This is a genomic window from Vibrio phycocola, assembly GCF_054404255.1.
In genome coordinates this window covers 40,189-62,086 of record NZ_JBTAMQ010000005.1, presented here as the reverse complement: position 1 = coordinate 62,086, position 21,898 = coordinate 40,189, and the positions used below count along the sequence as shown (strand labels likewise).

At 40.2% G+C, this 21,898-nt stretch carries 13 protein-coding genes; 2 read left to right on the top strand and 11 right to left on the bottom strand.

What is annotated here, in order from left to right; genetic code table 11:
* Positions 1-335: 335 nt before the first annotated feature.
* The 4 genes from ACXJY6_RS08950 to ACXJY6_RS08935 form a co-directional block, all read right to left on the bottom strand.
* On the bottom strand, positions 336-2,456 hold the full coding sequence (locus ACXJY6_RS08950; protein WP_458768127.1) for a TonB-dependent siderophore receptor: 2,121 nt from the start codon (positions 2,454-2,456) through the stop codon (positions 336-338).
* A 206-nt stretch (positions 2,457-2,662) separates the two neighbouring features.
* Positions 2,663-3,427 carry a Fe(3+) dicitrate ABC transporter ATP-binding protein FecE gene (gene fecE / locus ACXJY6_RS08945; RefSeq protein WP_458768126.1) on the bottom strand — a complete coding sequence of 255 codons (765 nt, stop codon included), beginning with the start codon at positions 3,425-3,427 and terminating at the stop codon, positions 2,663-2,665.
* Positions 3,424-4,395 (bottom strand): iron chelate uptake ABC transporter family permease subunit, encoded by a 972-nt coding sequence (locus ACXJY6_RS08940; RefSeq protein WP_458768125.1) that lies wholly within the window; start codon positions 4,393-4,395, stop codon positions 3,424-3,426. The genes fecE and ACXJY6_RS08940 overlap by 4 nt, the downstream gene beginning before the upstream one ends.
* The gene (locus ACXJY6_RS08935; protein ID WP_458768124.1) at positions 4,396-5,394 is read right to left on the bottom strand and encodes a FecCD family ABC transporter permease; all 999 of its coding nucleotides are present in this window, start codon (positions 5,392-5,394) and stop codon (positions 4,396-4,398) included.
* Between the two features lie 316 nt (positions 5,395-5,710).
* Here ACXJY6_RS08935 and ACXJY6_RS08930 point away from each other — a divergent pair, with 316 nt between their 5' ends.
* Both ACXJY6_RS08930 and ACXJY6_RS08925 read left to right on the top strand, forming a co-directional pair.
* Entirely contained in the window at positions 5,711-6,628 is a 918-nt protein-coding gene (locus ACXJY6_RS08930) for a Fe(3+) dicitrate ABC transporter substrate-binding protein (protein ID WP_458768123.1), read from the top strand.
* A gap of 392 nt (positions 6,629-7,020) precedes the next feature.
* Positions 7,021-7,944, top strand: a complete 924-nt coding sequence (locus ACXJY6_RS08925; RefSeq protein ID WP_458768122.1) for a helix-turn-helix domain-containing protein — start codon at positions 7,021-7,023, stop codon at positions 7,942-7,944.
* Positions 7,945-8,033: 89 nt separating this feature from the next.
* Here the strand turns inward: ACXJY6_RS08925 and ACXJY6_RS08920 are convergent, their stop codons facing one another.
* The 7 genes from ACXJY6_RS08920 to ACXJY6_RS08890 all read right to left on the bottom strand — a co-directional run bounded on the left by ACXJY6_RS08920 (position 8,034) and on the right by ACXJY6_RS08890 (position 21,471).
* Positions 8,034-11,192, bottom strand: a complete 3,159-nt coding sequence (locus ACXJY6_RS08920; protein WP_458768121.1) for an HD domain-containing phosphohydrolase — start codon at positions 11,190-11,192, stop codon at positions 8,034-8,036.
* 842 nt (positions 11,193-12,034) lie between these two features.
* Positions 12,035-13,057: a hypothetical protein gene (locus ACXJY6_RS08915; RefSeq protein ID WP_458768120.1), complete on the bottom strand. Its 1,023-nt coding sequence runs from the start codon at positions 13,055-13,057 to the stop codon at positions 12,035-12,037.
* 9 nt (positions 13,058-13,066) lie between these two features.
* Positions 13,067-15,010 (bottom strand): AAA family ATPase, encoded by a 1,944-nt coding sequence (locus ACXJY6_RS08910; protein WP_458768119.1) that lies wholly within the window; start codon positions 15,008-15,010, stop codon positions 13,067-13,069.
* Between the two features lie 21 nt (positions 15,011-15,031).
* On the bottom strand, positions 15,032-16,744 hold the full coding sequence (locus tag ACXJY6_RS08905; RefSeq protein ID WP_458768118.1) for a restriction endonuclease subunit S: 1,713 nt from the start codon (positions 16,742-16,744) through the stop codon (positions 15,032-15,034).
* Positions 16,744-18,204 (bottom strand): N-6 DNA methylase, encoded by a 1,461-nt coding sequence (locus ACXJY6_RS08900; RefSeq protein WP_458768117.1) that lies wholly within the window; start codon positions 18,202-18,204, stop codon positions 16,744-16,746. Before ACXJY6_RS08900 ends, ACXJY6_RS08905 begins: the two co-directional genes overlap by 1 nt.
* A 35-nt stretch (positions 18,205-18,239) precedes the next feature.
* Positions 18,240-20,672 carry an EcoAI/FtnUII family type I restriction enzme subunit R gene (gene hsdR, locus ACXJY6_RS08895; RefSeq protein ID WP_458768116.1) on the bottom strand — a complete coding sequence of 811 codons (2,433 nt, stop codon included), beginning with the start codon at positions 20,670-20,672 and terminating at the stop codon, positions 18,240-18,242.
* Positions 20,673-20,829: 157 nt separating this feature from the next.
* Complete coding sequence (locus ACXJY6_RS08890) at positions 20,830-21,471, bottom strand: Tn7-like element transposition protein TnsE (RefSeq protein WP_458768230.1); 642 nt, start codon at positions 21,469-21,471, stop codon at positions 20,830-20,832.
* Positions 21,472-21,898 lie beyond the last annotated feature (427 nt).

Sequence of the window (21,898 nt, the reverse complement as noted above, 5' to 3'; positions counted from 1 at the left end):
TCTATATCTAAATTTGGAGAATGGATATGGGGTTGATATTTATCATCAACCAAGGAATCAATGCATCTTCATCCCTATCTCCCAGAAAGTCAGTGCAATAGATCAAGACAATAAGTAAATACGGTTTATTGCATTACTACACCTACTCTATTAAGAGATTCGATAGCATAAAAAATCCGCCAAGATCATCGGCGGATTTAATTTTTTCATTTATATTTTTCTAGAGAGTATTTACTCGTTGATAGTGTTAAGTTGACTCATACAACCAAAGACCTTTTTACACTCCTACTGTCACATTGAATAACCAAGCTTTAACCCTACCAACCTACAACGACTTAAAACTGATACGCAGCTTTTAAGTAAAGGCGACGTCGTTCACCGATAATAGCGCCAGAGGTTGAGTTAAACCCAGCAATCGCATACTCCTCGTCAAATAGGTTTTTAACGTTTGCTTGAAACTTCCATTGATTCCAATTGGTCTGCCAAGACATATCGTAAATGGTGTAAGGCTTAATGGTATTCTCATTACGATCAGTTTGCTCGCTGACATAATCCGCACCAAACGCGATTGAAGAATTAAGACTTGGTAATTCATAGCGAGTCCATACACCTAATTGATTGTGCGGCGAGTTTGAAAGTGCACGCAATGAGTCATCACTGTCTGAGACTTCTAAATCATTATATGCATAGCTTATATTCGCGACCCAAACTGGTGTGATTTGTGCCAAAGCATCTAACTCAAATCCCTGACTGCGTATTTCTCCAATTGCCACATTGTAATCATCATCAATCGGATCTTCGGTTACGATGTTGTTTTTTACGATGTGATAAACCGCTGTGTTCAAGCTTAAGCGATGATTAAATAAATAAGAGCGAGCGCCTATCTCAAATTGTCTATTCTCTTCAGGGTCAAATAAGCTGCCATCTTGTGAATCAAGCTGATCAGATGCGCTTTGCGGTGTAAGGCCTGTAGAGTAAGAAGCATAAGGTTTAAATTGATGACTGACTTCATACGTTGCCCCAATTCGAGCAGAGTACCCTACATCGTGATAGGATGCGTTATCACTTCCATCATCGTTATCAACGACATTTTCATCAACATAATCAACTCGACCGCCTGCAACAATATTAAGCCTGTCTGTCGTTTGCCATTGGTCTTGGATATAAATACCCACTTGATTAAGATCGGTCGAACGATCTCGGTTTAATGACATAGAGTACGCACTGATATCATCACCGTAAGTCGGGTCAGAAAGGAATAAGTTAGAAGGTGTAGAAGCGGTACCATCACTGTTTCCAGAATAATAGAAAACCTCATCTTCATTGGCGAAATGATAATCTGCTCCGATCACAACCGTGTGGTCACCACGCTCGGCGACAAAAGATGAAGCAAGGTCTAGACCCTTGTAATATCGAACTTGGTCTTGATAACGACGCGTCACATAGTCATTAGAATCATCGGCGTCATCGGAGTAAACTAAGCTTCTTGCTTGATGAAATTTAATCACTTCTTTCGTATCGTACATACGAATTGAAAAATTACCGTCTAGCCAGTCATTGATGGAATGCTCGAGATTCGCTTGGATAATATCAGATTGAAACTTTTGATAATCAGAAGGCTCATTGCTGCTCCAAGATGTATCCGCTAAAAAGTTCCCATCAGAGTCGATCGGTACTCCTCTTAAGCGCTCTCCAAGTTGATAAAAGTGTGTGTACTGTAACGTTAATGTTGAAAGATCATTAAGATCCCACGCATACCCAAGGTCGATAATAAGGTTATCTTCTTCAACGTTATTCCGATACGAATCTTCACCACTTGAATAAATACCGACTCGATAGCGTTGTGACGCATCGGCATTTGCTGGCCCTGACGTTTCAATACTCCCGCTTAGAAAGTCCTTATTTCCAGCCGTAAGCTCAACGGTGGTTTGTTGCTCAAAGCTCGGTTTTTTAGTCACATAGTTAACAACACCACCAGCCTCACCAGCACCATATAGCGCACCAGATGGCCCTTTTAGCACTTGAACCTGGTCGATATTAAACAACTGAGGAACTGTAAAGGTTCTAAACGGGTCGCCTTTAACACCATCGTAAAGCACTTGGCTCTCTTGCTCGAAGCCTCGTACCTTCATAACCCCATAATTGAAATAGGATACGCCCGATAAAGAACGGAAAAGATCCGTTACTTCATTTGCAGCTTGGTCGGCTATCAAATCGTGAGTCAGAATTTGCATTGACTGAGGTGATTTATCAACCGGAGTCTCAGAGCGAGTACTCAAAGATCCTTCCTCGGCCTGATAAAGCGTCAACGCCCTGCCGGTTACCACTAGAGTTTCAGTATCATCCGTTGATGGTGTTTCTTTTATTTCACCACTAACTTCCTCCGCGAAAACCATAGGAGAAAAAGAGATTACACCTAAGAATTGCATTGCAATAATCGATTTTTTTAACCGCATTATATTACGTCACCATTGAAGACAAATTTTGGTCAATAATACACTCAAATGATAATAATTTTCAATACTATTATCATTTGTATTAATAAAATATGGTGTCATTTACAGGGAGGTTTTGTTGGTCATAATTTGAGTAGTTCTGAGCTATTGATTGCAATAAAAAACGCCAGAGGCATGAGAGATGATTTCACACTCATACTCAACTATCAAAGCGCGATACACATTGGCGATCCGCTGACAGGGTCCGTAATAACTTTGGCCTTTAAGGAAAAAACCTCAGATAAAAGCGCTTCTGTAAAAACCGTATTCGGGTCACCTTGTTGAATTAAGTTTCCATCTTTTAGCACCACTAAATGATGGCAATATCGACACGCTTGGTTTAAGTCATGCAAAACAACAACGACTGTTTTTCCTTTATCATTAAGCTTTTGCATTATATCCATCAATTCAACCTGATGAGATAAATCCAAATAGGTCGTCGGTTCATCCAGTAAAACAATCGGAGTATCTTGTGCGAGCACCATTGCTATCCAAGCTCGCTGTCTCTGCCCTCCAGAAAGCAAATCAACGTTCACATCAGCAAGCTCAATCACGCCCGCTTCTCGCATCGATGACTCAACTACTTCCTTATCTTTTTCCCCCAATCTTCCCCAATGTGAAACATAGGGAGAGCGGCCATATTCCACTAATCTACGAACCGATACCCCTTCAGGTGTTGTCAAAATTTGCGACAACATTGAGACTTCACGAGCTAAAGCCTTATCTCCATAAGATGATAATGGCTTCTCATACAACATAATGTCGCCAGAAGTGGGCTTTTTTATACGTGATAATGCTTTTAATAAAGTCGACTTACCGCATCCATTGGGCCCAATTAATGCCGTAATTTTCCCAGCCGGAATGCTACAAGAGAGATCGTGAATAATGGTTGTTTTCCCATAAGACACTGAGAGGTTTTTTGTCGTGATCATTGCCAGCCCCTATATCGGCGCAACAGAAAAATAAAATAAGGCGCGCCGATCAAAGAAGTCAGTACACCAGCAGGAAGCTCTAGTGGTGGTTGAATGCCTCTTGCCACCGTATCTGCTGCCAATATCATCAGTGCACCAATCGCCGCTGCGCCAGGGATGATCATTTTATGAAAGTGACCAAACAGAAATCGAGATAAATGCGGCGCTAAAAGCCCAACAAAGCTAATGGTTCCGCAAATAGAAACACTTATGGCGGTTAACAATACTGCAAGGACAAGCGCATACACTTGAACTTTTTCCGGGTTAGTTCCCAATGTTTTTGCCGATGGTTCCCCGAGCCCAAGGATATCTAACCGCCACGCTAACCAAAACGCAACCGGCAATATCACAACCAATGATGCCCACAAAAATGGCACTTGTGACCAATTTCTTCCCCATAAACTCCCAGTAAGCCATACCATCGCGGTATTGATCTCAATAGGATGGACGATCAGGAGATAGTCGATACAACTTGCAAGAAACGCGCTAATCGATATACCGATCAAGGCCAAACGTGATGGTGTCGGATTACTCAACTTTGCTATGAAGGCGATGATAATAGCGGTCATGATTCCGCCACCCATACTACTAAGAGATAAAACAAATAGTGAGGAATCAGGCTTCAACACGAGCAAAGTGGTAGCTGCCAACCCTGCGCCAGCACTGACCCCCATAAGGTCCGGTGACGCTAACGGGTTTCGAATAACACCTTGAACCAACACCCCCGCAATACCAAGACCCGCTCCCACACCCAATGCTAAAACGATTCGAGGCAGTCGATATTGATTGATAATAAAGTCAAACTCCCCCCCAAAAAGAAGGGTTTGATACACTTTTTCGAACGATAAATTCGATGCACCAACCAAAAGAGCAAAAACAGATGTTGCCAATAAAACACCAAACAACGCTGTCATCTTTACTGAACTCATCTATCGCACTCCTCGAACAGCGAGGATGACAAATACCGGCGTACCGATGAGGGCCGTTAATACCCCTACCGGAGTCTCCGTTGGAAAAGAGATCGACCGAGATAAGGCATCGGAGAAGGTGATTAGAGCAGCACCGGAAAATGCACATGCAGGAATCAGCACCACGTAATTATTTCCAACCACTCTTCTAGCAATATGCGGCACCAATAACCCAACAAACCCGATTGGGCCGGCGACCGAGACACTCGACGCAGTGAGCAAAATAATCGCAACACAAGACAGAAATCGAGTTCGAGATAAATTTAAACCCAAACTTACCGCTTTCTCATTTCCTAAAGAAAGGAGGTTGAGCTGGCGTGCAATCAAAAACGCAATAACATGCCCTAATACGGATGCGGGCCACATTGCATTCCACTCTTGCCAAGTCACGCTTGCAAGGGATCCTGCAAGCCAATTAATAACGCTAAATGCCTTATCATCGGCAATGATAACTGAGGCTCGGGTGATCCCAACCAACAGCGCATTGATTGCAACACCGGCCAAAACGAGTTTTATCGGGTGAGGCTTATCATCTAACACTCCGCCAAGAAGCATCACTAGCCCGCCACTCACTATCCCGCCTATCGCCGCAACCATCAAACTAGGGAGTTGATCAAGCCCAGCAAACCCAATGCTCGCCAACGCCATCACACATGCAGCCCCAGAGTTAATACCCAAAATAGAAGGAGAAGCCAGAGCATTTTGACTTAACCCCTGCATAACAACACCCGCTATCGCTAACCCGGACCCAATTAATACGCCAGCTAACGCTCTAGGCATCCGAATCGATTCTATGATTTGTAACTCGACACTGGAACCTGGCGCCATCAAAAAGTAATCCACAACATGCCCTATATGTAAGGGAAAGCTTGAATATCCGATTAATGAACAACAAAAACCAACACCCACTAACAAGCCTAGAGTGAGCCAAATCACCGAATGTTTAACTGGGAGTGTCATGAGAAAGTCGTTGATCTCAACGCATGGAAAACTTGGGAAAAATACTACTCTTCTTGATAATGATTATCAATAAAGGTGAGTGGTATTTTTTAAAAGAATGAAAGACAATTAAATTTATTAATTATCAAGTAGTTAATAAAATCACCATTCAACTTATACATGATAATAGATATGATAATTATTATTATTTGCTTGTGTGGAGTTTTAGTATTAGGATCGAAGATCGGCTTGTGCGATTAATAAAATGATATTCGCCATATCAACAACACCCCTTTTTTACGCGAATCAAACACCACACTCTTTCTGGCTCAATATTATGAAAAAATTCAAATCTCCTGCATTTCTTAACCTATGGCCTCTCGTTCTAACTTTATGCATTGCTTCAGCACAAGCAGAAAACCGTGTGGTTAAGCACGAACTTGGTGATCTTACATTGGAGAAAACGCCGACACGAATCGTAGTACTTGAATACTCATTTATCGATGCGTTAGCTGCGATAGGAATCTCCCCCGTCGGCATTGCTGATGATAAACAAGAAAACAGAGTGATTCCTCAAGTGAAAGCGCTCATTCAACCGTGGACATCAGTAGGTCTGCGATCTCAACCTAACTTAGAAGTCATCGCTGGCCTCAAACCCGACTTAATTATTGCCGATCTTCATCGACATAAAATTAGCTACGGGGATTTATCCAAAATAGCACCAACGATGTTGCTGAAAAGCCGAGGTGAGACTTATCAAGATAGCTTAGATTCAGCCCTACTCATTGGCATTGCTGTCGACAAAGAAAAGGAAATGAGAGCACGTATTGAACGGCATAAAAAGCGCATTCAGGAATATAAATCAAAATTTAAGGATGTCGGATCCGTTCAGTTTGCAACCGTCAATGATAGAGGTATGTGGATGCACGGCCCACTTTCGTTCACGGGGAGTCTTATTGAACACCTCGGCTTAAAAACCGCGATTCCAAATTTACAAGATAGCCATATTCTACAGGCAAACTTGGAACTCTTTCTTCAAGCCAATCCTGACTGGCTATTTTATACAAAGAAAAAATCGGTAACCCTGTGGGACTCGTGGCAACAAAATCCATTATTTAATCTGCTTAAGATCAGTAAAACAAAACAAGCTTATCCTGTCTCATCTGAACTATGGTCTCTAAATCGAGGTATGTTAGCCGCTGAAGAAATTGCTGCGGAATTAGAACACTACCTTATTAGCGATCACCAACAATAGATTGGTGCTTTGAAGCAACACCTCCTACTCGAGCTCAACTCAGCAGGAGGGACAATAAAGGGGTGTATGGCGTTGATTCCCCTTTACCGATCACAGCCACAATAAAAGCAGAAATATCAGCGGGAGACAGAGGTATAGCTCAATACCTCTGTCACATGTTGATTTCCATAGTTTCGATATTTTCACCCCAATCTGTTGTTGATATGTCTTTTGAGACTTATTAAAAAGTTCCAATTTTTTGTTTATTACCTTACAGCTGTGAACATCAAATTTTGTGATAGTGACTCTCATAGCGTGTGCTCCATGTTATTCCCAGCTATAGCTTTGACGATCGCCGGAAAAGATGGAATGATACGAATGAGATAAAAAATATGTTAATTGGGAATAGTGTTATGAAAAAGCCATGCTTTATTGTCGAAGATAATACTCACCATTTAGTCGGAAAAGCAGATTTTCCTGAGCCTTGTTCGTCGACAAATTCGGCAAGCCAAATGAACTTTTCCAGAACACTTGCCAATTCTAAAAGCTGGATTGGTTGTGGATACTTAACTAAGTCGCACAATCATTTAAAACATGAAAATATACGCTTTCCTTTTTATTCTCTGGTCATCGTTGTCGAAGGTTCTGGAGCGTTTGTTGATCTCAAAGGTAAGTCATATAAATTGGCAAGCAATTCCATCTTTCAAAGGCTTCCTGATGAAGTCCATTCTTCTTACGTCGACGAAGGTACAGGATGGCGAGAGTATTATCTCGATTGTGACAAACACCTATATGAACACCTCGTGTCTTTGGGGGTTATTGATCCGATGGAACGAGTCTTTTCTATGGACATTGACGCGTCATTGCTTGAGAAAATTGAAGCGCTTCTTGTGCGATTATCCGACGCTCAATATTCTGAATTGCCCGACGTGTATTTGGATTACTTAACCATTCTAAGACTTCTATTTTCAAGTTCGAGATCCAGAAAACGAATTCTTGCGACGGATAAAATGGTCGACCAAGCCTGTCGAGACTTTGAAAATTTCTACGCGACACGTTTGCAACTTCGGGAGTATTGCGCTCAACAAGGTTGGGGATATGACAACTTCAGAAAGCGATTCAAAAAAGAAATGGGAACATCACCAAGCGAGTATTTAGTGCGTAAACGTATGGAAGTCGCCTGCCAACTCCTACGTTCCACTTCAAAACAAATAGCATTAATCGCATCCGAGCTCGGCTATGCTTCCCCATTTGAATTTTCAAATCAGTTCCACCGGCATTATGGAGTGTATCCGAAGCATTTTAGAAACGGGGAGAAAGGGACTTTTGAATTGTGAGTTGGTGACGACTCTCTAAGCATGAATATGAATGACTAAGCCAAAGAGGTGACAATAAAGTCACCAATGTTGCTTCAAAAAACGCCCAGTTACACATACTGGCTAATATCAACTTCATCAATTTGAATATCTGGCATGTATTTCTCTGCATACCGAATATGAATATCGTTCTTGAGCATCATCTCAAATAGGTCTCGGTCTAAACACTGTCGCTCTACCATTGAGTGTAAAATACCGATAGCTTCGCTGAGTTTTTTGGCGTCTTTATATGGGCGATCGGAAGCAGTTAATGCTTCAAACACGTCGGCTAAAGCCAAAATACGTGTTGCTACGCACAGGTCTTTTTTCTCCAGTTTTTTAGGGTACCCTTTGCCATCGAGTGTTTCATGGTGACCGCCCGCAATTTGGGGGACACGTTTCAAGTCGTCCGTTAGTGGCAATGCTTCGAGCATTCGAATAGATGAAATAACATGCTCTCGGATTCGATATCGGTCTTCCTCTGTGAGTGTCCCACGGGTAATACATAAATTGTAAACCTCACCCAAGTTCGCTTGATAATCAGGTACGTAGATTTTAATATCCGATGAATTTCTCTCTTTTGGATGATGCGGCCAAATATAAAGGTGCTCTTGCTTATCAGCCAATAATTGTTCGACTCGTGGGGTGGTTTGAGGTGGCATATGACTAATGCGTTTCAACTCTTCAGGAGATAACCCCAAGCGATCATCTAAATTTCTAACCCAGGTTTGCGTCGCAATACTTCGAACTCTTTGAACATCGGAGTCACTCATTGATTCACCACCAATATTACATCGAGCAATAAACTCGAAATCATCAATGACCTGTTTACGCTGCTCTGAAAGTATCTGGTTCAGCTCTGTAGGATCTCCTCCCTCATGACGTTTTTTCCAATAATCAATTTCAATATCACGCAATAACACTTCAAAGCGCATTCTTATTTGATGAATTCGGTTATAAATCGCTTCTAATTTCGTACCTTTATCAACAATGTGCTCTGGTGTTGTGATTTTTCCACAATCATGCAGCCAAGCTGCTATTTCAAATTCACGCCACTCTTCATCGGTGGTCAATTTAAATGATTTTAGACCTTCTTCTTGGCTGTTATTTGCTTGTTCAGCCAACATCGTAGCTAATGCTGGCACACGTTCACAGTGATTCGCGGTATGAGGAGACTTATCATCGATCGCTTGAGCAATAAGTTTAATGAATGAATCCATCAATCGTTTTTGATTATCTTGAAATTGATCCAATGACACCGACATGACATACATCGATTCGGAGAGATCATTAATTTCAACGATACGACTGTGAATGCAAATAACTGACTTGAAATCACGCTGTTTTATTTTGGCGCTTTGCGACTGTAATGCCTTAATTGGAGAAAGAATGACATTAACAAAAATCAACAATATAGGAATGAGAAGCAGCATCACGATTAATGAAATAACCGTCGAGGCATTGACCTGTTGCATATACGGTTCATCAATAGTCTCCGTATCAACATAGAACCCAATATAATGATTATCCTCAACACGCTGAACATATAACACGTATTCTCGGCCCGAAAAGTGGAACGTTTCCATTACTCGTTCGTCGACGTCGGACTTTTTCGCCATCTTGACTAACTGCTCAAACGGTAAAACACCGGCTTTAATTGAACGGGAAAAATTAGTACTTGAACCCTGCCCCATCCATTTTGTTTTCAACGCCAGGATCTCTTCCTCAGTCATCGATTCAATGGCAAGATTCAATAAAGCTTGTAATCGAGAATTTTCACTGTGCACCAACATCGTTAAATCCTGATGAGCAAAGGCATCAAGCTCTTCTATCGCAGGGGAAACGGTTAGTTCATTCAACCAATATGTTTCGATTAAGTACTGAGCCACTTGCGTGGTTTCGAGAGCTGCATCAACCTGATGGTGCTGCACAGCTTTGAGCGCCTCTAGACTGTCTTCCACTTCTAACAATTTAATATCGGGATGTTCTTGATTCAAAAGCTCAATTAATGACCAGTCTTTCGGTATAGCCACCGTTTTACCTGATAACTGAGACAGATTTCTTACCCGAGGAAGCTCATTATTCGTAACTAAACTTGTGCTTAAACTGAGATAAGGTTGTGTGAAATGCCCCCAATTTTTACGACCTTCCGTTGGAAAAATTGAATGTACAATATCGACTTTATTATTTTGGTATAAATCAATAATGCCACTCCAATTATAGCCATTGGTATAGCGAACTTTCATTCCTAGTTTTGCTGCAACCAAATTTAAAAGATCAACAGAGTATCCTTGAGGGTGACCACTATAGGAAAAGTCAAAAGGTGGCCAGTTTAGCTGATTTGAAGCTGTTAACGGTCCTAAAGCCTTAAGATAACTTTTGTCCTCATTGGGTAGAGAAATCGGTTGAACATTATTCAAAACAGAGTGATGAGTATTTGCAAATGAGTGCGCAGAAATCTGCCCATTTTCATTAAAAACCATCGCCGAGCCACTATTGAACACGCGATGATCACTTAAAAAACTCGACAGTGTTTGGTAAGTGATATCAACAGCAATGACAGACTTGCTTGTTTTTATTGTCTTAGCATAAGTAACGCCCGGTATTTGCAAATGAGCAAATAGGTAAGGGTCCGTACGAATACTCTCTTTACTTGCTAACGCTTCTTGATACCATGCTCTATCGGTTGCAAAATAATCACTATCAGCACTATATTGCCAAGTCATATTCAAATCAGTATCGTAAAACTGAAATAGACGTTTTCGTTGATTATTTCGCGAGAAATCCTTGATGACTAGCCAACGATCGCTCTTCGCTGCATCGTATTCTTGACGAAGTTCCTCTTCACTTTCTAAGTTAATAAGCTGATAGAGGTTATCATTTTCATAGCCCACGTAAATCGACTGTAAATATGGCTGTTCGCGCATCACCTCTAACATTAAGTGTGTCGCTGGGTGTAACTCATTAAGTGAAAAAGGCTTTTCAATATCAGGCAGGAAGGATAATAAACGTACAATACTCGTACTTTGACCATCGATAGAATGGAACCGTTCGCTGTATTTGTCCGCCACACTCTCAAACAAATTGGACGCAGCATCACGGGCTAACCCCTGGCTAAAATAATAATGCAGAGAGAGAGCAACGGAAACACAGATAGTGGTCAGAATCAAAAAGACAGCCGTGACCGTCACCCTAAGACTGAACGTTTTATTCTCAAGAAAACTTACCATATGATTCCCTTCCTAAAACCGTAGCACTTATAACTAGAAACTTCGGCTTCCCGACGCCGTTCGAGAAACAGGATCGACGTTAAATTTTCCAGCGATGAGTGAAAAAAAACGGGTTATATTCGATTCACCAACTGCCAATTTTGTCTCGTGCATCTTCTATTGATAAATTCAATTTCATTATCAACATGAATAATCATGCATTCACGACTAGAATTATTCACTATAGTTAACGCTTTTCTCGACTTTTCGTCAAATGGATTGTCCGCTAAAAAACCCATATTCAAACATTAATTATGGGCGTGATCATTTCATGGTGTTCAGAAAATAAGAAGGGATTATTGGCAATAGTATAGCTTCACGCCTATCCGGATTCCCCCACCGGGTCGCCATTCACATAAGCATAAAGATTAATCCCGCCCTCTGCCTGAAGTGGGATCACGATTAAACCAACGACTGAAAATGAGGAACGTAGAAACGATAGCCGAAGTAAACCAACCCAGAGGCAAAGTCACTGCGCTTGGTGGAAAAACCGAACGGTTGCAGTGAGAATTCATCACCGCTGGCCGTGCCGAATCTCACTATTTATGTAATCACAAAAGTACAGGTTGTATCCGAAAACACCAGTTGCTCTTGCCATTAATATAAAAAACCTCCGACTAAACCTAGGCGGAGGTTAAAACAATCAGACTTTATTATCTGTTGTAGGCAGATAATATAGTTTGATCAAAAAGTGCCTAACTTTAGGCTGATTATAGAGTTAAAAATAATAAAGTTTGATCGTTTTGAATTATATATAGCCCTATTAGAGATAAAAATGGGATAATAAAGTTTGATCAAACAAGTTAGTCTGTATGTAGTTCATAGGTAACGGATGGAAACTCTTTCGTTATTTTTTTCGCGAACACTTCCGCACTTTCTTTACCCCAGTTACGAGCTACATAATACTCTTTGCCATCATAGACCAACTCAGGAGAGCGAGAAACACGATACTTATTATATTTTTTGTTTGTTTCAGTTACTTCCGACTCTAACTTGAGTAACTGGAAGGCGCAGGTATTGTCAGCTCTTAAAAACTCAAATGCTTCCTGATTAATCAATCCTTTATCGTTAAGTAATTGTACTGTGCAGTAGCCTATATCGGATTTACGGATATGAGCGTGGGCTTCCTCGTCATTAAAGTAAATTGAATAACGGCTGGTATCTCTGCCACCAGAACGTGAAGCTCGCTCTTTCTGACGTTTTTCACGGATCTTCACTTGGTAGTCTTCGATTTCAGGAATAGGTATTACCGACTGTACATCTAACAAGATTTTACCGTCACTTTCATACGGGTGCATTCGAACACAACGAATAGATAAGCCATAATCATTTAGCCACATTACCGTGGTTGTTAATTCGCGTGAGAACTCAGCAGAAGCAAGAACAATTCTTACTTCTTGCGCGAATTCATCTTCTTCTTTTTCATCCCAACCCAAGAACTCAAGAATTGATGCTTCAGCATCTATGTCAAGGCCATTGGCTTTGATGTAATCGGCATAAATATCAACTAAGCGATCAAACGTAAGCGTAGAAACCATTGCTGCATAACGCACAGCCTGTAGCTCCATATGACCACCATCTTCAGTACGTTTTAGCTCGATAACAACGATATTGGCTTGCTTATCAATGCCCAACAGGTCAATGCGTCTGCGGCTTTCATCCCATTCACCAAACTCTTCAGCGACAACTAAAGTATCTGGTGAGATAATTTCGATTTGATGCTTCAGCAGGCGTTGTAAGTCTTCTCGTTCTTTTAATCTTGACTCGGAAAACGTAGTACGTGAGATTGTTTTTATTTCATTATCCGTTACTTGATAAATTGCCATATAAATACCTTATGCCGCTTGATAGTCATTTATAACAGCACATTTTTGCTTTATGAATTCGAACATTGGTCTAAATACTTCAAAGGAATCAGCATCTAGTTCTGGGACAAAATTTTCAGCAAAGTCTACTTTCTTGCCTGAAAATTCAAGCCTTTCACCGCCACCGGGAAGCTCTGTTTTTGAAAAGTATTGACCAAGTAAATCTTCCCTGTAAAACAACAATTCTATCGATAGATGAGAATCGCGCCCTCTAGCCCACAATTCATTTTTACTATTACAAACTAGCTTAATAACATCAGGGTCATCTAAGACAGGTAAAAGCATTACAAAATGCTCTTTACATTCAAGCTGTGTGGTTAACCCAGTCATAAAGTTATCGTTAACCAATGTCGTATTATCTTCTCTAGTTAGCTCATTGTAATCATCATACGCATCATCAAAATCAAATAATCCGAAGAAGTATCGCCCTTTATAATTGTCTCTTAAATCCTGCCTCTTAAATAGATTCTTTAAAAATCGTCTGTCAAAAGCATTATTAATACAAAAAAGTCGAGACTCGCCCGGGTATAACTTATCCCAAGCAATATCTAAAATATATTCGTCGGTTATGCCCTCCGTGAATAGAACTGGATTATTGGAATCTCGTAAAAAGTTTGTGATGTTCATAACAATATCTTTTTCATTTAAAGAGATGCGATTTCCTGAAAGTTGTTTTAGAACAATATCTTTCGCTATTTGTTTTACGACTGTTTTTTTCTTTTCTTTTTCAAATGAATTTAGCTCTGATGATTTTGTTGCTGTTAATGTAGCTGCACTATGGCTAGTCATTAATACATGGTTTGTCGCTGCCGCATCAGAAGAAATATCCGCAATCTGATCTAAAAATTCAAACTGCCATTCAGGGTGTAAGAAGGAATCTGGCTCGTCTAAAAGCGTTATACAATTTCTGTCTTTAAAAATTTCTGCAAGTGAATAAATATATACAGACTGGAACTGGCCATCACTAAAATGGCTTATATTGCACTCGGTATCATCTTGTAAAGTCACCTTCGCATTTATGCTACTCAACATTTCAACTATGTTCAAATTATCGAACAACCTGAATAAAGTGGAGGCATCAATAGCTGTTCGAGCGTCTACAGCTTCTTCTATACCATCGGCTTCAATTGCTTCTCTCTCTCCAAATTCTTTTTTGAAAATATCTATTGAGATTTCTAATGTATAAATGTCATTTTCAGTGTTATATATATTTTGGTGGCTAAATTCACCATCAATACATTGCTCAATGCGTTTAAAAAAATCCAGAAGGATACCCTTAGCTCCCCAATAATGAGTTGCGGGATCAAAATGTTCAATCTTAATACTTTTTGCCGAAAAGAAAGATGGGCGCTTTAGCCTTAAAACTACCTTACCTTCACTTTCTTTGATGCCTAATTTAGAAAATATATATGACTTGGATTTAGTTTCTTCAGGAAGTAGCAGGTAGATCGCTAAAAATAGCTCTTTATATGAAGGACCTATGCCAATAAAAGCTGGGTTGTCATCACCTGTTGAGCTTTTTAGATTGGATTTGAAGCTTTTTTTGTATTTTTCAATTAACGAACTAACGGTGTTATTTTGCCCAGAGTAATACATCAACAAATTGTCAGGCAAAGGAACACCTTTAGTTGTCTTTCGCTTCTTGCCATTTATGTTGAATTCAGAATTGGCATAATTTATTTTAAATAATTGATCATTGATTTCGTATTCGACATTGTATTCGAACGCAATATCATCGAGCTTTTGCTGTGATTCAATTAAATGCCTGAATAACTCAATTAATGCTTCAAAAAAATTCGATTTTCCTGATCCATTTGTTCCTACGAACAAGCTTAATTCAGTAGCATCATCGAGGTTTACCTTGAAGTTTTTAAGATTCTTATATTGCTTAATAAAAGTTGATTTTAATCGCATTAGTTACTCCTTCAACCAGCTCTAATTCAATGCTTGTTCAACAATCACGTCGGCAATATCGCACTGCATTTTTCGTGATTCGCTAATTTTAGTTTTAGCTAAATCACATAGCGCCAATAACTGCCTTACTTTATTCTCAATTCTAATTTGTTCGTTTTCAGGAGGAATAGGAACAACCAAAGATTTCAATGAAGTTGCATTTACATTTGGTTGGCCTGTGCCAGTAACACTGTCGTACAACTGAGACCAGTATAAATTCGTGCCTAAAAATAATTTTAAGTAAGGCGCATAGAAGTGTTTTATTCTTCTAACCCTAATCAAATAGGATGCAAATACCGCATCAACACTGATATTTTCAACCAGATAGGATTTACCAACAGTTCCGCCAGTCCTAGCAATTAAAAGATCATTATTTTCTAATAAATATGTCTTAGCTTTTTCTGTTGAAATTTCACAACCAGGTACAGACTCCCACTCGACTTTGTCATTTTGAATGTCTGTTATTCTTAGCAGTCTAGTGCCCTTTCCATCATGTTGTGCTGAAGCTGTGTACCCGTAATGAATATCTAATGAAAGATTATTTAACCGCTCCCATTCCCAATTTAGAGGTAAATCAAAAGCTTTTTCGTCATCCTTAATTAAAGGTAAAGCTTTTTGTTTTTTAATGACTTTATCTTTGATTAATTTCTCTTTTTCTTGAGCTATTTTTTCAAGTAGCCTTGATGCTGGTTCGTCGGACGGTTCTTGTGTTACAAGTTTTCCCATAACTGCTAGTTGCAGGATAGTTTGCTTTAATTGCTCAATACTATGTTCGGTGGTGAATAGCAAATCGAAGTGCTCAGCGATACGTGCCCAGTTTTGTTCAAACTCTTGTGCATTTTCACTGTTTGTTAGCGTTGATAGTAGCTCTTCAACTAATAGCTGGTGAGCATCAATACTGGCTTCAGTTTGTTGCTCTAATTGGTCGCATAGAGCCATCAATTCACTGACTTTGGAGGTAATCCGCCTCTGTTCTTCTTCAGGTGGAATTGCCAAAACGATACTATTCATCTTGGCTTGATTCATTTTTGGTTGGGCTGTTCCTGTTACATAGTTTTCCAGTGAAATAGCATTGATGTGAAGAGCAATAAATTCGAGAAAATCAGTATGAATACCATCTAAAACGTGTGCATGATTGTTGACCCAATATTTCCCACGCGCCAAAAATGCAATAGGTGTAGTCCTGCTTAATAAATTTGCACCATCTTCGCCAATGAGCAATAAGGTCTTATCAAATAGATAGTCATTAACTTGATCTATTACTCCTGAAGCACCGTAATAATCATACTTGCCTTGCATTCCTTTTCGTTCAGAAGCTGATACTGGTTTTCTTTCCCCATCACGGTTAAACATAACATCACCAAACCTTTGATAGCTCCAACTATCAGGAATATCAAATGGTTTTTCACTGTTAGTAATTGCTGGTAAGGCTTTATGTTGTTTAATCTTTTTTTCCGAAATCAATAAATTTCGCTGCAAGGTTATTTTTTGCAATAATTTAGATACGCCTTCATCTTTTTCGTTTTGAGGAACTAATCGCCCTTGAACAGCAAGCCCAAGTATTAACTTACGTAAATTGTTAATACCTACCAATTTAATTTTACTGGAACTACCTCGGCCATTCGATTTTCTCTTTTCTATGGCGTCAGACCAAACATCAATATTGTCTGTGATCAGTTTATTGATATCTGTCATTAGGCTTCACCTGCCAACGCACCAGATAATATTGATTTCAGCTGATTTCGCAGTTTTTGAATTTCTTGTTGCTGTTTATCGTAGCTAGCAAGTAACACTTCAGGATCATGCGAAATAGCTTCTTCTTGATGCGGGTTTTTAATATCTAAATTAAAATTACGCTCTTTAATTTCATCAAAAGGCACTTTCCAAGCTAGGTGCTGGTATTGTTCGGCATCACGGTTCTGCCACCATTCCTTACAGGCTTTGAATTCTTCTGCCTTCATAGGTTTGGTTTTGTTATAAGCCTTTACTCCCTCTGGTAGCTTTTGCTCGAAGTACCAAACATCTTCCGTTTGCTTGCCTTTTTCAAAGAACAAGATGTTGGTTTTGATACTAGTGTAAGGTGCAAATACTGAGTTTGGTAAGCGCACAATGGTATGCAAATTACATTCGGTTAATAGCTTTTCTTTGATTTTAGTTTTAACACCTTCACCAAACAACGTACCATCTGGTAATACGATAGCGGCTCTGCCGTTTTCTTTTAGCAAGTGAATAATTAACTGTAAGAACAAATCAGCTGTTTCACGAGTGCGATATGCCGCTGGAAAGTTAAGTTCGATTCCATCTTCTTCCATGCCGCCAAACGGAGGATTAGCAACAATAACATCAACTCTGTCTTTGTTTGTATAGTCGCGTAACGGGCGAGCAAGAGTGTTGTCATGCTTAATTTGGCTGGGCACTTCAATGCCATGCAGGAGCATGTTTGTAGTACATAACAAATGCGGTAATTGCTTTTTCTCAACACCGTAAATTTGTTGTTGAACCTTCTTATTTACTGCTTCGTCTTCAATCTTATTGTTAGCTTTTAAGTGGTCGATTGAACATGCTAAGAAGCCGCCTGTACCGCAGGCAGGATCCATAATTTTTTCACCTAACTGCGGGTTAATCATTTCAACCATGAATTTAGTAACAGCACGAGGCGTATAGAACTCACCTGAGTTGCCCGAAGATTGTAAGTCTTTTAGAATTTGTTCATAAAGGTCGCCAAACATGTGGCGCTCTTTAGACGAGTTAAAATCTATTTCATCCACTTTATTAACGACTTGGCGTAGTAAGGTGCCGTTTTTCATGTAGTTAAATGCGTCACTAAATGCTTCTTTAGCAACAAAACCACGAGGGTTACTCGTTGGGCTGGCGTGTAAACCTTTTATCTGTGGAAATAGCTTATTGTTGATGAACTCCAACATACCATCGCCAGTGATCCCTTCTTTATCACTTGCCCAGTTACGCCATAATAATTCTTCAGGAATGGGTGGCTGGTAGTCGTCTTCCAGTAGCTCAAGCTCTTCTTCCTGAGCATCAAATATTTTTAGAAATAATAACCACGCCATCTGACCGATACGTTGGGCGTCACCGTCTACACCTGCGTCTTTGCGCATGATGTCTTGAATAGATTTTACAATGCTTGTAATTGACATTTTTCTCTCTGATTTTTTAGATTGATATTGCTTTATTAATGGTTAGCAGCATCGTCATACAAAAGGTGCTCTAGCTCTTGTACTGCTTTTTGATACTTAGGTTTACCGCCAAACTCTCTGATTAATTCAACCGGGCGACCTAGTTGATCAAAAGGTGCATGCTTTAACACCGACACTTCTTCAATCATGCCAACGTCTTTATCTGCGTACTTGTCTAACAAGGCATCGAGCACTTTTCTGGCTTGTTCGCCATACTTGGTAAATACATCACGCTTACGCACATTTTCTGCACGCTCTTTACGCGTTAGCGGCGGTTGGCCATATACGACATGGCATATTAAATCAAACGCGCTGTAATCGCTGCCCACTTCCTGTTCTAACGCTTCCCAAATAACACCTTGCTCTTGCAGTTCTTGGATAACAGCTTGCTTCTGCTCGGCACTATTCCATTTACGAACAAAGTCATTCAAGGTGGCATATTCTTGTTTCACGGTTTTTACTGTGTAATCTTTTACTGATTCCGTGATTAGTTTGCCGTCGGCACCAATGTATTGAACACGCTCAGCAAGCACACTTACCGTTACGCCTTTAACGACATACTTGATACGTGGCTCATTTACGCCATCAGTGCCACTACCGCCAGTAAAAGAATCATCTCCGCCTGTTGTATAAGTCTCGTCGCTATCTTCATTAGGTAGAGGGTCTAACGGCTCATCTACGCCACCTGTCGGGTTATCAGTCGTATCTGTGCCGCTCGGTTCATCTTCTGGTGGTACCGTTGAATCCCCACCGCTTGGTTTGAAGATAACTTCAGCTTCACCGTCAAAGTCAGGATCGGCAAATCTATCTGTGGCTTTTTTGAAATCTAAAATAGTGAACCAAAGCTTGCCGTACTCTTCATCAATTCGAGTACCACGTCCAATAACTTGTTTGAACTTAGTCATAGATTGGATGCGCTGATCTAACACCACGAGTTTACAGGTCTTCGCATCAACACCTGTGCTCATTAGTTCTGATGTTGTGGCAATGACAGGGTAAGATGATTCAGGATCAATAAAGTTATCTAACTCTGCTTTTCCTTCCGCATCGTCACCCGTAATTTTCATTACATATTTGCGGTTTTTAGCAACTTGTCCAGGATTTTCGTTTACAAGCGCCTGCCGCATTCTGTTAGCATGATCAATGTCTTGACAGAACACGATAGTTTTAGCCATTGGATCAGTCGCTTTAAGGTGGTCGCTGACAATCTTAGCAACCAGTTGTGTACGTTCTTCAATAACTAAAGTACGGTCAAAGTCTTGCTGGTTGTATATGCGGTCTTCAATCAATTCGCCGTTTTTATCGTACTGATTTTTAGTTGGACGCCAGCCTTGTAGATCTTTATCTAAATCGACCCTGACAACCTTGTACGGTGCGAGAAAACCGTCATCAATGCCTTGCTTCAGTGAATAGGTATAAACAGGATCACCGAAATAAGTTGAGTTTGATACTTCTTCGGTTTCTTTAGGTGTAGCTGTTAAACCAACATGTGAAGCGTTACCGAAGTAATCTAATATTTCGCGCCAAGCAGAATCTTCAGCCGCACTACCTCTATGGCATTCGTCTATAACAATAAGGTCAAAGAAGTCGGGTGAAAATTGTTTATAGGCTTTTTGTTGTTCTTCTGGGCCAGTAATCGCTTGATAGAGTGACAAGAATATCTCGTAAGATGTATCAACTTTTCTGCCAGTGATCTTCGTCATGGCGCTACCGAATGGCTTGAAGTCGTTTGTTTTAGTCTGGTCAACTAAGATATTTCGATCAGCAAGGAAGAGGATGCGCTTTTTAACTCCTGCTTTCCATAATCGCCAGATAATTTGGAATGCGGTGTAGGTTTTCCCCGTACCCGTTGCCATTACTAGCAAAGCTCGATCTTGACCTTTAGCAATAGCTTCGACGGTTTTGTTAATGGCATGCATTTGGTAGTAGCGTGGTGATTTACCGCTACCGTCTTCATAATAGTCTTGCGTAATCGCAGCAAGCTCTTGTGGCTTGTAGCCTTTCCACTCTTGATACTTAGCCCATAACTCTTCATGAGACGGGAATTCATCAAGCGTTAGCTCTTGCTCTTTTTGAGGGTAAAGACCTGTTTTGTCGTGAAAGACGAATCCATCACCATTTGAGCTAAACACAAATGGTACTTCTAAGATATCTGAGTAGCCTAAGCCTTGCTGCATACCTGCGGCGATAGGTAAGGTATTTTTCTTTGCTTCTATAATGGCTAGAGGTTGACTAGGCTTGTGGTAAAGAACAAAGTCTGCTCGCTTGCCTTTGGTACGAGCGCCCATTTGCCCGCGAACAACGATACGCCCAGCGGTTAGAGAAACCTCTTCACGGATTTGTGTATGAATATCCCAACCAGCTTTTTTTACTGCGGGTAATATAAATTTTGTACAAATATCTCGTTCCGTAAGATCTTTTTTATTCATAACACCTAACCTGAGCCCTATTACTTGACTATTTTATAAACCAATAGTTTTTAAATACTGATTCATCTCTCCATTATGCAATAGATTTAATCATTGTTCTGTAAAATTAGCCTACATCTACGAATTTAAAGTGTGTTCAGTGAATAAAGGATTAATGTCAATCACCAGATAGCTTTTGTATCCCCCGCAACTTCCCACACAGAATTCCAGCCCATGCATTAACATACTCATCAGCTGTAATTCGACGGTCTACATCATTTTCTTTTTTGGTTTTCTTTGGATGGCGGCAGAACTTACTTACGGCTGTATTCTTTGTAATCCAAGCATGATTCCAACTTAAACCAAGATCCGAGTAATCCTGTAGAATTGTTTTAAGCACTTGCTCAGGATTAGAACTCTCAGAAAAAGTAACAACTAATGTACTTACATTCTTGGGTTTCATCAGGCTATCAACATCAACTTCAATAATCACTGCACCGATATTTAAGTAACTAATGTTTGCCATATGGTAGCGTAATAGTTCACCATCGTCGGTCTTAAACACCATACGGCTACCATTCTTCGGTGGCGGAAAAGAACCGCATCTAACTCCTTGAACTGAAAAACCTTTCTTTGTTTTGATAATTTCAACTGTTCTTTCAAAGAGTCGAAACTTCTCCGTTGGTTCAGCTTCGATTAGATCGTGTGAATCGTCATCATCCTCTCCTCTATTTAGTCCAAAATCAAACTCTTGGCTATTCCCACCTTGAACAGCATTACCGACACTCACACTTTCATTTGTTTTTTCATCTAATGGCATGTTTTGGGAACTCTCGGGTCTTTCTTTTTCATCATCAATGTCTAAACCAATAATTCCGGCATTAACCATATTGAAACTAAAGTTCTGGTCATCTCTTCTATAAAGTCGTTTACCTAGTCTAGGTAAATCTCCAATATCTAATTCAGGATCTAGGTCGCTTGGAGGCAGCTTCTTCACTGGATGAGTTGTATTGGGAACCGCGATCAGGTGCTTTAACTTAGGATGCTTAATTCTCAAGCCTGCTGGAGTAGAAAAAGAAATGTTATTTATGGTCAGAACTTCTGAAACCCAAAAGTTCTGTCTATCCGATGAATAACACCCAGCCACTTCAAACTCCCACCCATCAAGTGGAGGAGGATCAAAACTAAACTCGTATACTTCGGAAGAGTCGATTTGGTTGGCATATTTAAAAATCGAAAAAAAGCTT

Excerpts from the sequence above, each read along its gene's own strand:
- ACXJY6_RS08950 (WP_458768127.1), bottom strand. The coding sequence starts at position 2,456 with ATGCGGTTAAAAAAATCGATTATTGCAATGCAATTCTTAGGTGTAATC.
- ACXJY6_RS08890 (WP_458768230.1), bottom strand. The coding sequence starts at position 21,471 with ATGCCATTAGATGAAAAAACAAATGAAAGTGTGAGTGTCGGTAATGCT.
- ACXJY6_RS08920 (WP_458768121.1), bottom strand. The coding sequence starts at position 11,192 with ATGGTAAGTTTTCTTGAGAATAAAACGTTCAGTCTTAGGGTGACGGTC.
- ACXJY6_RS08910 (WP_458768119.1), bottom strand. The coding sequence starts at position 15,010 with ATGCGATTAAAATCAACTTTTATTAAGCAATATAAGAATCTTAAAAAC.
- ACXJY6_RS08930 (WP_458768123.1), top strand. The coding sequence starts at position 5,711 with ATGAAAAAATTCAAATCTCCTGCATTTCTTAACCTATGGCCTCTCGTT.
- ACXJY6_RS08900 (WP_458768117.1), bottom strand. The coding sequence starts at position 18,204 with ATGTCAATTACAAGCATTGTAAAATCTATTCAAGACATCATGCGCAAA.
- fecE (WP_458768126.1), bottom strand. The coding sequence starts at position 3,427 with ATGATCACGACAAAAAACCTCTCAGTGTCTTATGGGAAAACAACCATT.
- ACXJY6_RS08940 (WP_458768125.1), bottom strand. The coding sequence starts at position 4,395 with ATGAGTTCAGTAAAGATGACAGCGTTGTTTGGTGTTTTATTGGCAACA.
- ACXJY6_RS08925 (WP_458768122.1), top strand. The coding sequence starts at position 7,021 with ATGAAAAAGCCATGCTTTATTGTCGAAGATAATACTCACCATTTAGTC.
- ACXJY6_RS08915 (WP_458768120.1), bottom strand. The coding sequence starts at position 13,057 with ATGGCAATTTATCAAGTAACGGATAATGAAATAAAAACAATCTCACGT.
- ACXJY6_RS08935 (WP_458768124.1), bottom strand. The coding sequence starts at position 5,394 with ATGACACTCCCAGTTAAACATTCGGTGATTTGGCTCACTCTAGGCTTG.
- ACXJY6_RS08905 (WP_458768118.1), bottom strand. The coding sequence starts at position 16,744 with ATGACAGATATCAATAAACTGATCACAGACAATATTGATGTTTGGTCT.
- hsdR (WP_458768116.1), bottom strand. The coding sequence starts at position 20,672 with ATGAATAAAAAAGATCTTACGGAACGAGATATTTGTACAAAATTTATA.